The organism is Sphingomonas sp. GW821-FHT10F09 (genome assembly GCF_058809195.1).
In genome coordinates this window covers 880,375-895,109 of record NZ_JBXASI010000001.1, presented here as the reverse complement: position 1 = coordinate 895,109, position 14,735 = coordinate 880,375, and the positions used below count along the sequence as shown (strand labels likewise).

The window sequence follows — 14,735 nt, the reverse complement described above, 5'->3', positions numbered from 1 at the left end:
TGAGCCGACGATCACCGAACGCCCAAGTGCGATCCGACCGTCATTCGCTCACCACGCCAGCGCCAGCGAAAGCGTCGCATAAGGCACCACTGGCGCCGTGGTGCCGTCCGGACCGTCAAGCCGGCGCAGCCGCTCGTCACGGATCAGGGCCAGCAATTCGGCCTGCACGGTTGCCAGTGCGCCTGCGATACGCAGTGGCTGTGATAGCGTGATCCCGCCGTTGCCGAACAACCGATCCCCGCTGCCGGCCGCGTAAAAGCCATTCCAGCCGATCCCCACGGTAACCGGGAGGCTCAGCGTCATGCCGTTCTCGCGTTGCGTCAGGTCGAAGGACGGCGCGATACCTGCGATCGTGTAGATTCCTCCCTCCCCCTGCGTGCGCCGCGTCACCGCCATACGCGGTTTCAGCCGTCCCAAAGGCGTCTCTGCGGTGTAGAGGCCGGTCAGGCTCGCCTCATGGGTCGTCGGGGCGATGCCGTTCGGACTGGTCTTGATCGTATAGGTCACCGCCGTGGTGAGCCCGTCGGCCGGACGCCAGGCGACACCGACCAGATTGTTGCTCTCATACCAGACGCGCGGGCGTGTCCGTTCCTCAGCCGAAGGCGCGTGGAAGCCGTTCGAACTCTGTCCGATCACGAACAGCCTGCCGCTACCGTCGGCCCCGCGGTGGACGATAACGACACCGCCGAATGCGACATGGACGGGCAAGCGGCCGAGCGAGGCGTCATCGTCGTCCAGCGAGCCACGGGCATAGTCGCCGTTGCGCAGGTCGAACGAGAGGACGGGATGCCAATCGGCCTGTCGGTCCGCGATATCGATCTCGGACAGCGTCGCGTCCTCGGTATCGGCAAAGGGAATCGACTGCGCCGCGGCCGGCGCCGCGACGAGCAGCATCGCGGCGACCGGTATCACGGCAGTGTAGCGGCGGATCACGACGTGCGGCGGACCAGCCAGACGGTATCGCCCGCATCGTCGACGACGAACACGGCGCCGTCCTCACGGGTCTGGACGCTGACCGGGCGGCCATAGACCTCGCTCTTCTTCGCATCGGCGACGAAGCCGGTCAGAAACGGCTGCGGCTCCCCCGTCGGCCGCCCCTCGGCAAACGGTACCGCGAGAACGTCATAGCCGCTGAAGCTGGAGCGATTCCACGACCCGTGCCGCGCGACATAGGCGGTCTGCCCATTCATGCCCTTGGCGAACGCGAGGCCGAGCGCGGCGGCATGCGCCCCCACTGCGACATCGGGCATCAGCGTGGTCGCGAGCAGGTCGCGCCGCTCGTTGGCATGTCGCGGATCCTGCTTGCCGTAATAGCTGTAGGGCCAGCCGTAGAAGCCGCCCTCGCGCACGCCGACGAGGTAGTCGGGCGAAATATCGTCGCCGATCTCATCGCGTTCGTTGACCGCGGTCCACAGTGTGCCGCCGGTCGGCGCCCATGCCATCCCGACCGGGTTGCGCAGGCCCGATGCATAGATCCGCTCGCGCCCGGTCGCGATATCCACCGCGAGGATCGCGGCACGGCGTTTTTCCTCCGCCATGCCATGTTCGCCGACGTTCGACGCCGAGCCGACCGAGACGTAGAGCGTGCGTCCATCGGGGCTCAGCAGCAGATTGCGCGTCCAGTGATTGTTGTAGCCCCCTGCCGGCAGCGTGACGAGCGGCCTGGGTGCGGCGGTGATCTTCGTCTGCCCGGGCTGGTAAGGGAAACTCACCACCCCGTCCGTGTTGGCGACATAAAGCCGGCCATCGGCATATTGCATGCCGAACGGCTGATTGAGCCCTTCACGCAGGACGAAGCGCTGCTCGGCGATGCCGTCGCGGTTCGCGTCGCGCAGCAACGTCAGGCGGTTCGCACTGAAGCCGGTCGTCTTCGACAGCGCCTGACCGCGCTGCACCTCGGGATCGGCGTCCAGCTTCGGCTTGGTGCGGGCCTCGGACACCAGCACGTCGCCGTTGGGCAGGAGCAACGCCTGCCGCGGATAGTCGAGGTTTCCGGCAAATCGCGTCACTTCGTAGCCGCGCGGGGCGACCGGCTTGCGCCCGGCAGGCCAGCCGATCGTGCGCGGGTGGCGGACCACCGATTCCGTCGCATAGGGTTCGGGCTGGGGCGCAAGCCCGACCACGTTCGACGCGGTCTGGGCCTGCGCCGCTCCCGCAAAAAAGGTCGATACGAGAAGGAGTTGGGCAAAGGTCGACTTGGTCATGACAGCTCCGGCTTGGTAAGCCCGGAACTATCCGGACCGGACATATGTCCATTGCCATCGCGTCGACATAAAACGTAACAAACACAGTCGAGCGCGCGAATGCCGGCTTCACGCGGGACATCACTGCGGTGGCCGGATCCGGTGCGCGGGCTGCCCGAAGACATGGTTGCGGGACGCCATCAAACCGAAACCGACATTCGCCTGCCGCATCCCGCCTCCGACGCCAGACGTTTGCCCGGCTTCACCGGTCCGGGTGCGGTCAGTCGAACAGCGGAACCGGCCATCGCCCAAACAATCGCCGCGCGTTCGTCACATACGGCGACGCGATGCGATCCAGCCATCGACCTGGCGCTCCAGGATCGGCAGTGGCAGGGAGCCCGAGCCGATCAGCAGGTCGTGAAAGCTGCGGATGTCGAACTTTGGCCCGAGTTCGCGTTCCGCCTTGCGCCGCAGCTCGACGATCTTGAGCATGCCGATCTTGTAGCCCGTCGCCTGTCCCGGCAGGGTGATGTAGCGGCGCACCTCCGACCGGCCCTGATCGGGTGCGGCGCGGCCGGTCTTGACGAGATAGTCGATCGCCTTTTGCTCGGTCCACCCCTCGGCATGGATGCCGGTATCGACCACCAGTCGGGCGGCGCGGAACAGTTCCGCATCGAGTCGCATGAAATCGTCCGACGGTTCCGGGAAGGCGCCCATCTCCTTGCACAGCGCCTCGGCATACAGCCCCCAGCCCTCGCCGAACGCGACATAGCGTGTGCTCTGGCGGAACTTCGGACCGCCGCTTTGACCGACCTGGATATCGCCCTGCATCACGTGACCGGGCACCCCCTCGTGGCACATCAGGTCGCGTAGCGCCGATGGCGGCGTCGCATCGGTGGTGCCGAGCAGGTGAACGTAGACGCGACCCGGTCGCGCGCCGTCGCGGCTTGGTCCTGCGGCATGGGCCGCGCCGCCGGCCACTTCGCTGAACGCGGGCTCGCGGACGACCTCCATCGAATGGACCGGCAGCTTGCCGAAATACTTCGGCAGCAACGTGCGGTTGAAGGCGAGCGCGGCGTTGGCGGCCTTCAGATATGTCGCGCGCAGGTCGTCGGTCCACGGCACCACCGGGAAACGGCGCGCAATCTCCGCATAGAAAGCCTCGCGGTCCTTCAATCCGGCGGTACGGGCGAGCGCGTCCTGCTCCCCTTCGATCCGCTTCACCTCGGCCAGGCCGATCTTGTGGATCTGGGCGGCGGTGAGGTCCGTGGTGGTGTTGAGCTTCAACGCGGCCGCATACCAGGCAGCGCCATCGGGCAGCGTCAGCGCGCCGACGCGGCCGCTCGGCGCGGTCGGCAAGTCCGCCTGCGCCCAGACGATCACGCGGTCATAGGCCGGCTTGATCGTCAGCAGTGCCGCACGCGTATCGGCGAGCAGCGTCGCCGCCGTCGCCGCATCGACCTTTCCTGCCGCCTGCAGCCTGGCGACCTTGGCCTGCGCATCGGCCCATAATGGCGACGCGGGACCATTGTCGAACGGCGCGCCGGTTATGACCGCGCGGCTGCCGCTGATGACGCGCTCGACCTGGAACTTCGGCGCGCGGACGCCGGCGGCATCGGACGCCCGGCTCTGCTGGATCGCGGTGTCCAGCACCGCCGGGATCGCCCGCACCCGCGCGGCATAGGCGCGCATGCCCTCCGCGTCCTGCACGGTATGGGTATTGATGAGGAAGTTCGGCAGCTGGGCATGCGCCGAATAGAGGAAGGAATAAAAGGGCGGGGTCTGCAGCCGGAAGCGATAGCCGAGTTCGGCGCGGTCGAGTTCGAGCGCCCAGATGTCGTAATTGACCTGGGCATCGGGCGAGAGCTTCGCCCGGTCGAACGCCGCCTTCATCCGCGCGACGCTGGCCCGGCGCGCTTCGAGGCGGCGCAGCACGGCGGCGTCGCTGTTGTCGTCCAGCCGGTCCTGCCCGTCCTTCATGCCGAGCTGCGTGGCGAGTTGCGGACGATCGCGGAGCTCTTCGGCGAACTCCTTGTCCAGAAACGCATAGAGCCGGGCATCCTCGGCCGGCGCTGGCGCGACGGCTGGCGCCTGTGCGGCAAGGCCGGCGGGTACGGCGATCACGAGAGCGGCGGCTGTGAGCCAGGGCAGTTTGCGCATTGTGATCCCCCGATAATTGTCGATCGTGTCTAATGTCGTGGCGCACGGGGGTGAAGCGCTAACGCGTCGACATACATCAATCACCACGTTTGCCTGATGGTTTGCAACGCGAGCCGATTGCGGACGCCCGGGCCAGCCTGCTCGCTTCCCCGATCTCAGTTGTTCGTACATGCCCGGTGCCGACACGAGAGAATGAGCACGGCATTGCGCCGTTTCAGTCACTCCCGAGATCGGCAGACCGTTGCGGTGATCGCAATCACGACCTCGGCGACGGCTTGCGCAGGTCTGACGGGACGCAGGCCGTCACGCCGCCATACGCCGGATCGTCTCGATCACCCTGTCCTGCCGGTAGGGTTTGGAGAAGAAGACAGACCTTTCCGGGGCCCGGACACCGATCGGCCAGGGTTTTCCCGACGTGATGATGATCTCGATCGGTGGCCAGCGGTCGCGGATGCAGGCACCGAGCGTGATGCCGTCGATGCCACCGGGCATATCGACGTCGGTAAAGACGATCCGGACGTCGAACCGGCTCTGCAACACGAGGATCGCCTCGGCCGCGTTCGCGACGTCGATCACCTCGAATCCGGCATCCTCGATCATATCGGTGGCAAACAGCCGGAGGAGAGGTTCGTCCTCCACGACCAGCACGACAGGCTTGGGTATCATCAACGTCCTGCTCAGGCTTCGGCCAGATGGCGTATCGACGCGCGCAGGTCGGCCTCGAACCCGGAAGGTTCGTAGCGAAGATCGACCCCGCCCGTTCCGACCAGGCCCAGCCGGATCAGCTTGGAGCCGAAGCCCCGACGCAATGGCGTGACGACAGGTGGACCGCCCTGCTCGCGCCAGCGAAGGAACAGCGTCTCCTCGTCGTCGGCAGCGTCGATCGACCAGGTCACCGCCACACGACCGTCACCCCGGCACAGCGCGCCATATTTGCACGCATTCGTCATCAGCTCGTGCATGACCAGCGAGAAGGAGAGCGCCGCGCGCGGACCGAGTGCCACGGCCGGACCATCGAGGCTGACGCGATCGCCAAATCCGACGGTGTCGATCACCGCTTCCGCGACGGCGCGAAGATCGGCATTCGACCAGCTTTGCTGGAGCAGCACGTCATGCGCCGCGCTGAGCGCGACCAGCCGCTGCTCGAACGTCTCGACCGGCCTGCGATCGGGGATGTCCCGCAGGGTCTGGCTGGCGATCGCCTGCACCATCGACAGCATGTTCTTGAGCCGGTGAGAGATCTCGTCGTTGAGCATATCCTGCTGCTGCGCGCCGCGGATGCGCGACACGCCCGCCTCCAGGCGATCGGCGACGCTGCGCAGGAAGGTCATTTCCTCCGGCAGCCAGACGCGGCGTACGGCTGAATGGGTAATCAGCACCGCGATCGTGCGTCCGTTCTGACGCACCGGCATGTTGACCAGCGCCCCGATCCCGACGTTTTGCATGGCAGAAGGATCGTCCGCGGTTCGCCAGTCGGTCGCCACGTCCTCGATGACCAGGGGTTCACCCTTGGCAAGGTGATCGCGAATGGTGCCATAGTCTTCGAAGCGATGCCGGCCGGCGATGCTGTCGACGCCGGGAGCGGTCCAGTCCTGCTCGATTTCGACGCTGAAGACCTTGTCATCGACGAAGCCGAAGCCGGCCCGATCGACCTTGAGGGCCCGTCCGATGACGGCCGAAGTCCGATGGGTCATCATCGCGACGTCAGCGCTGTTGCGGATACACTCGCCGATCTCGACCAGGGCGGTCTGCAGTTCGGCCAGCCGTTCACTCGCACACGCGATCCGCCGCAGCTCCAGATGGTCGCTCGCTTGGCGTGCAAGCGCGCCCAGCAGGGTTCTCTGGGTTTCACTCAGGCCGCCGGGTCGAGCCTCGGTATCGATGACGCAGAGCCGGCCGACGACATCGCCGGACCGCAGCTTCAAGGGGGCACCGGCGTAATAGCGGAACGCTCGCGCGCCGGTCACCAGCGGATTGACGCTGGTACGCTCGTCCTGCGTCAGATCGACGATCTCGAGCAAACCGGCATCGTCGATATCGACGCGGCACACCGACTGGTCGATCGGCGTCTCGGTCACGTCGAGGCCGACCCTCGCCTTGAACCACTGACGGTCGGTATCGAGCAGGCTGATAAGGGCGATCGGGGCGCCGCACGTCTGCGAGGCGATGAAGACGATGTCGTCGAACGCCTGCTCCTCTGGGGTATCGAGCACGACAAGCCCTGCCACAGCCCTCGCTCGCCTTGCGTCCTGCTCGCTGCCCACCTGTGTCTCGCTTTCGTGCGCCCGCCCCCCGGCGGCCATGGTTGAGGGTAAGCCGTACTTCGCTGAACGGTGTCAAGCCGTTGAAAGGCTTAGCCGTTCGCGAGAACGATATCGTAGAGGCGTCTGGCGGCCGGCGTCCCTTCGCCCAGCGCAAAGCCGACCATGAAGCTGGTGCCCGATGCGCTGTCATCGTCGTGACCGGCACGTCGCATCGACCAGCTTCCGAACTGCCGCGACGACACGGCTCGATCCAGCACCATGACGATGTCGGTGTGCCTGCGATCGGCGCGAATGCGATCCATGGTCCGGGCAACCACCTCCGCGCCACCCTCGATCACCTGCGCGAAATTCTCGACGTCCGCCCACATCATGCCGGTGACGTCGGCTTCGGCATTGCGCCTGATCGACGTCGATACGATCGCATCGAGCGCGCCCGGGTCAGCTCCGATTAGAGAGCGGCTGGTGTAGATGACGCGGCGGAACATGCGGGTGAAACGGACGGCATGAAAATTGGCCCCATGGAGATGACATCGGGCTCCGACGCGCATCAGGTCGCGATCCGCCGTGCTCCTGAGGTCGGGGGTGATGTAACGACGCCCCCTTGCCGGGATAGGACCCTCGGCGCTGGGACCGGAGGCGCCCTGCCGGCCGGTCCGAACGACATCTCAACTGAAATCCGCAAAGCCCATCGCCGCCAGCGGCACCGGGCCGATCGCGCCAGACGCGACGACGCGGACGCCTCCCGGCGGCCCGCCGGTCACCTCTTCGCTGCGTCGGGCAGATTGGCCTTCGCCCAGTTCGCCTCGCCGATGACGTAGTAGCGCACCGATTCCGCCTGTTCCGGCGTCATCACGCGAGCGAAGCTGACCATGCCCTGATCCTTCAGCACGCCGTCGATCAGCACCGATTTCCACGCCTCCGCATTGGCCAGCGTGGCCGCACGTTGCAGGTCGGGCGTCACCCCGCCGCCCGCCGCATTGCCGCCGTGGCAAACCTGACAGTTGCGCGCGAACAGCGCCTTGCCCTCGGCAATCTGCTGCGGTGTTCCGGCGGGTGGCGGCGGTGTGAACTCGACCGGTGCGGTCGCCGGCAGCGCCGGCAGCCTGGCCGTGCCGCCGAGCTTGAACACCAGCACGCGCGGGATGTTCGGGACGGTCCGCGCGGCACCGCCCGCATAGCCGGCCGCCAGCGGGAACGACCCGCCCCGCCCGGTTGTCACCGCGACATATTGCACGCCGTTCACCGCGAAGCTGCTCGCCCCCGCCATGATGCCCGATTGCACCGGATAGGCGAACATCGGCTTGCCGGTATCGGCGGCATAGGCCCGGAATTCGCCGAGCGCGGTGCCCTGGAAGACCAGATTGCCCGCCGTGGCCATCGTACCGCCATTCCACGGCACCGGATAATCGACCCGCCAGCGTTCCTTCCCCGCGACGGGATCGAACGCCACCAGCGCACCGACGGTCGCCTTGGTTGCCCCCGCAATGACTTTGGGATCATGCGGCAACATGCCTTCGGAGAAATTCAGTCCGACGTTGAACCCCAGCGGCTGGCGCGCGGCATCCTGCGGCGTCAGCGGCGGGATATACGCCAGCCCGACCTCTTGCGCCGGGATGTAGACGAGCCCGGTTTTCGGGCTGAAGCTCATCGGCTGCCAGTTATGCGCGGCGAGCGCGGACGGCACGCCGACGAACGGCTTCTGCGTCCGGTAATAGCGCGCCGCCGCCGTCTCGACCGGACGCCCGTCGGGTCCATAGCGATCCGCCCAGTTCACCGACTTGATAAATTTATTCGCGGCGATCGGTTTGCCGTTGGTGCGGTCGACAACGAAGAAGAAGCCGTTCTTGGGTGCCTGCATCAGCACCTTGCGCGGTGCGCCGCCGATCGGGATCGTCGCGAGGATGATCGGCTGCGTCGCGGTGAAGTCCCAGCTTTCCGCGGGCGTCTCCTGATAGTGCCAGAGATACTTGCCGGTCGCCGGATTCAGTGCGACCACCGAGGACAGAAACAGATTGTCGCCCTTGCCTTCGCTGCGCAGGCCGTGGTTCCACGGATTGCCGTTACCGACCCCGATATAGAGCTGGTCGAGTTCGGCATCGTAGACGATCGCATCCCACACCGTACCGCCGCCGCCCGACTGCTTCCACTGCCCGCCGGCCGACCATGTCGATCCCGCCTTCGCCTTCAGGACGGCGTCGGACGCCTCGCCATCCGCCGCCCCGGTTGCGTTCGGGACGGTGTAGAACCGCCATTTCTTCGCGCCGGTCGCGGCGTCATAGGCGGTGATATAGCCGCGCACGCCGAACTCCGCGCCGCCATTGCCGATCAGGACCATGTCCTTCACGACGCGCGGTGCGCCGGTGATCGTGTAGGGCTTCGCATTATCGGTGGTCTGGACCGACCAGGCGGGCTTGCCGGTACGGGCGTCGAGCGCGATCAGCCGGCCGTCGAGCGTGCCCACATACAATCTGCCCTTCCACGCCGCGACGCCGCGATTGACGACGTCGCAGCATGCATCGACGGCCTTCGCCTTGTCGACGCCGGGATCGTAGGTCCACAGCGGCTTGCCCGTCACCGCGTCATAGGCGAACACCTTCGACCACGGTCCGGTCACGAACAGCGTGCCGTCGATGATGATCGGTGTCGCCTCCTGCCCGCGCGCATCGGGAAGGTCGGCGAACCAGGCGAGGCCGAGCTTGCCGACGTTCGAGGCGTTGATCTGGGTCAGCGGGCTGAAGCGCTGCTCCTGGTAATTATACCCGGTCGCCGCCCAGTCGCTGCCGTTGCCGCCGGTCGTCAGAAACGCGCCGTCGATCTTGCCGACGCCGGTTGCCGTTGGTCCCGTCGCCTTGTCCTGAGATACCGTGCAGCCGGCCAGCAACACCAGCCCGAGCGCTTCCCGCCGAATCCGCATCCCGTCTCCTTCGCGTCCGCTTGTGCGGATCAGGCCTCGATTGTGGCACGCCGGTCGAACCCGGCATAGTCGTCCGCGACCACCTTTTCGCAGATCGCGCGGTACACCGCGACGCCGCCGATGAACGGCATGAACACGCGCGGTTTGCCGGGTACGTTCGCCCCCAGATACCAGGAGTTGCCGGACATGAAGAGCGTCCGGGCGGCCATCGCGTTGCCGCGGTCGACCCATTGGTCCTCGGCCTCGCGCAGGGGCTCGATCCGGGTTTCGCCGCGATCGCGCAGCGCCGTCAGGCAATCGCGCACCCATTCGACATGCTGCTCGATCGACACGACCATGTTGGTCAGCACCGACGGGCTGCCCGGCCCGGCGATCAGGAACAGGTTGGGGAACCCCGCCGTCATCAGGCCCAGATACGTCCGCGGACCCGCGCTCCATTTCTCCTTGAGCGTACTTTCCGTGCCGGTGATCGCGATCCGCAGGAACGAGCCGGTCATCGCGTCGAACCCGGTCGCGAGCACGAGCACGTCGAGCGGCGTGATACCCTCGGCCGTCTCCACGCCCTGCGCGACGATGCGTAGCAACGGGTCCTTGCGCAGGTCCTTCAGCGTCACGTTGGGCCGGTTGAAGGTGGCGTAATAGTCGGTATCGACCGCGATCCGCTTCGACCCGATCGGATAGTCGTCCGGCGTCAGGCTCGCCGCGGTTGCGGGATCGGCGACGGTGTCGCGGATCTTCGCGCGGACGAAGTCCGCCGCCGTCGCATTGGCGGCTTCGTCGAGGATCAGGTCGTTGAACACCTGCGCGAACCCGGCGCCGCCATGCGCCCAGGCATCTTCGTAGGCGGCGATGCGGTCGGCCTCCGCAAGCTCGTACGCCGACTTTCCGGTCATGCGGAAGATCACGCCCGGCGCGGTCTGCCGGAGGGTGGCGCGGTGATCGCGATACGCCGCCTTGCGCGTCGCGATCTGGTCCGGCGCCAGCGGCGCGTTGCGCGCGGGTACGGTGAACGACGGCGTCCGCTGAAACACCGTGAGATGCTCCGCCTGCGCAGCGATCAACGGGATCGCCTGGATGCCGGACGATCCGGTGCCGATCACGCCGACGCGCCTGTTCGCGAAATCGACGCCGTCTTCGGGCCAGTTGGCGGTCGAGACCGTCTCGCCCGAGAAATCGTCGAGCCCGGCGATATCCGGCGTCTTCGCCGCCGACAGGCTGCCCGTCGCGAGGATCAGGTAACGCGCGGACCATTCGCCCGCGCTGGTCGTGATCCGCCAGCGCCCGGCCGCCTCCGACCAGTCCGCCGCCGCCACCTCGGTATCGAACGCGATCAGCGGGTGCAGATCGAACCGGTCGGCGACATGCTCCAGATAGCGCAGGATTTCAGGCTGCGTCGCAAACCGCTCGCTCCAGTCCCAATCCTGTTCCAGCGCGGGATCGAAGGAATAGCTGTAGTCGAAGCTCTCGACGTCGCAGCGCGCGCCGGGATAGCGGTTCCAGAACCACGTCCCGCCGACCCCCGATCCGCGTTCGAACCCCTGCACGCTGAACCCCGCCGTGCGCAGCGCATGGAGCATATAGAGCCCGCCAAAGCCCGCGCCGACGACGACGCAATCGACGTCACGCATCCCTGCTCTCCGTCCTGGCGCGAAACGGCGCGGTCTTGTCGGCGCGCGGTTCGGCGGGAAGGCCCAGCACGCGTTCGGCGATCACGGTACGCAGGATCTCATCGGTGCCGCCGGCGATCCGGTAGCCGGGCGCCCAGGTGAAGCTGTCGTGGAATATCCCCTCGGCCACATCGTCGCCGCGTTCCATCACCAGCCCCATCGGCCCGCGCGACAACAACGTATCGCGGGCCAGCCCCTGCATCTCGTTGGCGGTCACCAGCTTCGTGATCGCATTTTCCGGGCCGGGCTTCTCGCCGCGCGACACCGCGGTCAGCAGCCGGCTGCGGGTCAGGCGGACGCCTTCATAGCGGATATGATGCTCGACGATCGCGTTGCGGGTCGCAGGATGATCCGCCGCCGTCCCGAACCGGCCGGGCGTCGCCCGCGCCAGCCGGATCGCGGCGGCGATATCCGGCCCGCCGACATCGCCGATCGAGACGCGCTCGTTCATCAGGGTCGTCATCGCGGTCCCCCAGCCGGCATCGACGGCGCCGAGCCGCTGCGTGTCCGGAATCCGAACGCCGCTCAGGAACACCTCGTTGAAATTGGCGAACCCCGACATCTGCCGGATCGGTCGCACCTCGACGCCCGGGGTCCGCATATCGAGCCAGAACATCGTCATGCCGCGATGCTTGGGCACATCCGGGTTGGTGCGCGTGAGCAGGATCGCGAAGTCGGAGAATTGCCCGCCGGTCGTCCACACCTTCTGACCGTCGACGATCCAGTCGTCACCGTCGGGAACCGCGCGCGTCCGTACGCCGGCCAGATCGGAGCCGACCGACGGTTCGGAGAAGAGCTGGCACCAGATCTCGTCGCCGCGCATCGCCGGGGTCGCCATCCGGTCGATCGTCGCCTGATCGGCGAAGCTCGCGACGGTCGGGACACACAGGCCGATACCGATCTCGAAATACGGGAAATGCAGCCCCGCCGCAGCCTCCTCCTGATCGAAGATCAGCGCCTGCGCGACGGTGCCTTCATGTCCGCCCCAGGCCTTGGGCCAAGCGATGCCGACATAGCCTGCATCCGCCTTCATCCGTTGCCACTGCCGCGCGAGCGCCAGCCATTCGGGCGTCGCATCGCGCCGGCGCCGGGTCTGCGGCAACGCGATGCGGTTCGCCGCGATCCAGTCCCGTACCTGCGCGCGGTATCCGGCTTCTTCTGCGGTATCGTCGAAGTTCATGCGTACAGGTCCCGGCCGATGATCTGCTTCATGACCTCGGCCGCTCCGCCAGCGATCCGGGTGATCCGCGCATCGATATAGGCGCGCGCGATCGGATATTCGGTCATGTAGCCATAGCCGCCGAAGAACTGCAGGCACTGGTCGACCACCTTGCAGTGCAGGTCGGTGACGATGAGCTTCACCTTCGCGGCATCGACCGCGGTCAGTTCGCCCTCGCCGAACCGCTTGATGCACCAGTCGGTGAAGATTCGCGCCGCCATCGTCTCCGCGGCCAGCTGCGCCAGCACGAACTGCGTATTCTGGAAGTCGGCGATCGTCCCGCCGAACGCCTTCCGCTCGCGCGTATACTCCACCGTCCAGCGGATCGCCGCCTCGCAGACGCAGGCGCTGCGGACCGCCTGGGCCAGGCGCTCCTGTCCCAGCTTGGTCATCATCATCGCAAAGCCGCGACCCTCGTCGCCGAGACGGTTGCCGATCGGCGCGCGAACGCCCGAGAAGAACAGTTCGGACGTGTCCTGTGCCTTCAATCCGATCTTGTCGAGGTTGCGCCCACGCTCGAAGCCCGGCGTATCCGTCTCGACGACGATCAGGCTGACGCCGCGCGCGCCGGCGTCCGGGTCGGTCTTGCACGCCAGCACGATCAGGTCGCACAACTGGCCGTTGGAGATATAGACCTTCTGCCCGTCGATGACGTAGTCGTCGCCATCGCGCACCGCGCGCGTGCGGATGCCCTTGGCATCGCTGCCGGCACCGGGCTCGGTCATGCCGAGCGCGCCGATCATCTCGCCGGTCACCATCTTGGGCAGGTAGCGGCGCTTCACCTCCTCGCTGCCCCAGGCGAGGATATAGGGCGCGACGAGATCGGAATGAATCATGAAGCCCGGCCCGGTGATTCCGGCGCGCGCGAGTTCCTCGATCACCACGACGTTATAGAGCCAGTCGCCGCCGAATCCGCCATATTCCTCAGGAATGTTGGGGCAGAGCATCCCCATTTCGCCGGCCTTCCGCCAGACCTCGCGCGGGACGATCCCCGCCTCTTCCCATTCGGCATGATGAGGGACGAGTTCGGCCTCGACGAAGCGCCGCACGCTGTCGCGATACTGATCGTGCTCGGGCAGGAACATGTCGCGCGCGATCGCGAAGTCGCCGGTGTTGGAGCCTCGTTCGGCCATTGCATCCTCCGTTTGATCAGATATTAGTTTGGTTGCGTACCTTATTCAAGCGACCTAATTGCCGCACACCGCAACGGGGGATGGATTGATGGATTTCGACTATAGCGAGGACCAGCGCTATCTCCGCGACGAGGCGCGTCGTTTCCTGACCGCGCACTGTCCGCTGTCGCGCGTCCGCACGGTCCTCGATGACGCCGGCACGACGCATGATGCGGCGCTCTGGCAGCAGATCGCGGAGCAGGGCTGGCTCGGGATCACCATCCCGGAAAGCCATGGCGGGCTGGGGCTCGGCGCGGTCGAACTGGGCGCGATCGCCGAGGAGATCGGCGCCGCGCTTGCCCCGGTTCCGTTCGGATCGACGCTCTATCTGCTGGCCGAGGCGGTGATGCTCGCCGGTTCGGAACAGCAGAAACGCGCGATCCTGCCCGCCATCGCAGAGGGTCGCATGATCGGGTGCGCGGCGTTGTTCGACGGTCCGGGCGACCTCGATTACGCCCGGATCGCCACCACCGTCGCCGACGGTCGCCTCAGCGGAACCAAGCGACCGGTCGTCGATGGCAGCATCGCCGATACCGCGATCGTCCTCGCACGCGATGGCGACGCGGTCGGACTGTATCTGGTGAATCTGGACGAGGCGGGCGTCACGCGCACCGCGCTGGACGCGATCGACGGTTCAATGACCGTCGCGCGGCTCGACTTCGCCGACGTTGCCGCGGAATGCCTCACCTCGGACCGCATGCAGATCGAGGCCGTGCTGGCGCGCGCTGCCGTCCTGTATGGCTTCGAACAGGTTGGTGCGGCCGATCGCTGGCTGCGGATCACGACCGATTATGTGAAGGAACGGCAGGCGTTCGGCGGCCCGGTCGGGCGGTTCCAGGCGGTCAAGCACAAGCTCGCCGACCTCTACGTCGCGAACGAGCTGGCCCGCAGCCACGTCTTCCACGGGGTCTGGGCGATGACCGACGCGCCCGACCGGCTGATGCAGGCGGCGGCGGCGGCGCGCGCCGCGGCCTGCGATGCGGGCTGGCTCGCGTCGAAGGAGGCGATCCATCTGCATGGGGGGATCGGCTATACCTGGGAACACGACGCGCATCTGTTCTACCGCCGCGCGCATCACTGCTCGTTGAATCTCGGCAGCCCGCAGGCGTGGAAGGACCGGTTGTTCGAGGAACTCGCCGCCGCCGCATAGGGGCGG

General features: G+C 66.8%; 11 protein-coding genes. 1 reads left to right on the top strand and 10 read right to left on the bottom strand.

Features of this window, described 5'->3' with window-relative positions:
• Positions 1–48: 48 nt before the first annotated feature.
• From AC1RTO_RS04270 to AC1RTO_RS04225, 10 genes are all read right to left on the bottom strand, one after another.
• A complete protein-coding gene (locus tag AC1RTO_RS04270; RefSeq protein WP_493159656.1) occupies positions 49–933 on the bottom strand; it encodes a hypothetical protein in 885 nt (294 codons plus the stop codon).
• The gene (locus AC1RTO_RS04265; protein ID WP_493159655.1) at positions 930–2,204 is read right to left on the bottom strand and encodes a PQQ-dependent sugar dehydrogenase; all 1,275 of its coding nucleotides are present in this window, start codon (positions 2,202–2,204) and stop codon (positions 930–932) included. Before AC1RTO_RS04265 ends, AC1RTO_RS04270 begins: the two co-directional genes overlap by 4 nt.
• Positions 2,205–2,513: 309 nt before the next feature.
• Positions 2,514–4,343: a DUF885 domain-containing protein gene (locus AC1RTO_RS04260; RefSeq protein WP_493159654.1), complete on the bottom strand. Its 1,830-nt coding sequence runs from the start codon at positions 4,341–4,343 to the stop codon at positions 2,514–2,516.
• 303 nt (positions 4,344–4,646) lie between these two features.
• The gene (locus AC1RTO_RS04255; RefSeq protein ID WP_493159653.1) at positions 4,647–5,009 is read right to left on the bottom strand and encodes a response regulator; all 363 of its coding nucleotides are present in this window, start codon (positions 5,007–5,009) and stop codon (positions 4,647–4,649) included.
• An 11-nt stretch (positions 5,010–5,020) separates the two neighbouring features.
• Positions 5,021–6,571, bottom strand: a complete 1,551-nt coding sequence (locus AC1RTO_RS04250) for a sensor histidine kinase (protein ID WP_493159652.1) — start codon at positions 6,569–6,571, stop codon at positions 5,021–5,023.
• A gap of 125 nt (positions 6,572–6,696) precedes the next feature.
• Complete coding sequence (locus tag AC1RTO_RS04245; protein WP_493159651.1) at positions 6,697–7,092, bottom strand: BLUF domain-containing protein; 396 nt, start codon at positions 7,090–7,092, stop codon at positions 6,697–6,699.
• 272 nt (positions 7,093–7,364) lie between these two features.
• Positions 7,365–9,521 carry a PQQ-dependent dehydrogenase, methanol/ethanol family gene (locus AC1RTO_RS04240; protein ID WP_493159650.1) on the bottom strand — a complete coding sequence of 719 codons (2,157 nt, stop codon included), beginning with the start codon at positions 9,519–9,521 and terminating at the stop codon, positions 7,365–7,367.
• A gap of 29 nt (positions 9,522–9,550) precedes the next feature.
• Complete coding sequence (locus AC1RTO_RS04235) at positions 9,551–11,149, bottom strand: flavin-containing monooxygenase (protein ID WP_493159649.1); 1,599 nt, start codon at positions 11,147–11,149, stop codon at positions 9,551–9,553.
• On the bottom strand, positions 11,142–12,368 hold the full coding sequence (locus AC1RTO_RS04230; protein ID WP_493159648.1) for an acyl-CoA dehydrogenase family protein: 1,227 nt from the start codon (positions 12,366–12,368) through the stop codon (positions 11,142–11,144). Before AC1RTO_RS04230 ends, AC1RTO_RS04235 begins: the two co-directional genes overlap by 8 nt.
• Positions 12,365–13,540 (bottom strand): acyl-CoA dehydrogenase family protein, encoded by a 1,176-nt coding sequence (locus AC1RTO_RS04225; RefSeq protein WP_493159647.1) that lies wholly within the window; start codon positions 13,538–13,540, stop codon positions 12,365–12,367. The genes AC1RTO_RS04230 and AC1RTO_RS04225 overlap by 4 nt, the downstream gene beginning before the upstream one ends.
• An 88-nt stretch (positions 13,541–13,628) precedes the next feature.
• Here AC1RTO_RS04225 and AC1RTO_RS04220 point away from each other — a divergent pair, with 88 nt between their 5' ends.
• On the top strand, positions 13,629–14,729 hold the full coding sequence (locus AC1RTO_RS04220; protein WP_493159646.1) for an acyl-CoA dehydrogenase family protein: 1,101 nt from the start codon (positions 13,629–13,631) through the stop codon (positions 14,727–14,729).
• The last annotated feature ends 6 nt before the right edge of the window (positions 14,730–14,735 follow it).

Bases quoted from the DNA above. Each gene is read 5' to 3' on its own strand.
- AC1RTO_RS04265 (WP_493159655.1), bottom strand. From the start codon at position 2,204: ATGACCAAGTCGACCTTTGCCCAACTCCTTCTCGTATCGACCTTTTTT.
- AC1RTO_RS04260 (WP_493159654.1), bottom strand. From the start codon at position 4,343: ATGCGCAAACTGCCCTGGCTCACAGCCGCCGCTCTCGTGATCGCCGTA.
- AC1RTO_RS04255 (WP_493159653.1), bottom strand. From the start codon at position 5,009: ATGATACCCAAGCCTGTCGTGCTGGTCGTGGAGGACGAACCTCTCCTC.
- AC1RTO_RS04245 (WP_493159651.1), bottom strand. From the start codon at position 7,092: ATGTTCCGCCGCGTCATCTACACCAGCCGCTCTCTAATCGGAGCTGAC.
- AC1RTO_RS04240 (WP_493159650.1), bottom strand. From the start codon at position 9,521: ATGCGGATTCGGCGGGAAGCGCTCGGGCTGGTGTTGCTGGCCGGCTGC.
- AC1RTO_RS04235 (WP_493159649.1), bottom strand. From the start codon at position 11,149: ATGCGTGACGTCGATTGCGTCGTCGTCGGCGCGGGCTTTGGCGGGCTC.
- AC1RTO_RS04230 (WP_493159648.1), bottom strand. From the start codon at position 12,368: ATGAACTTCGACGATACCGCAGAAGAAGCCGGATACCGCGCGCAGGTA.
- AC1RTO_RS04225 (WP_493159647.1), bottom strand. From the start codon at position 13,540: ATGGCCGAACGAGGCTCCAACACCGGCGACTTCGCGATCGCGCGCGAC.
- AC1RTO_RS04220 (WP_493159646.1), top strand. From the start codon at position 13,629: ATGGATTTCGACTATAGCGAGGACCAGCGCTATCTCCGCGACGAGGCG.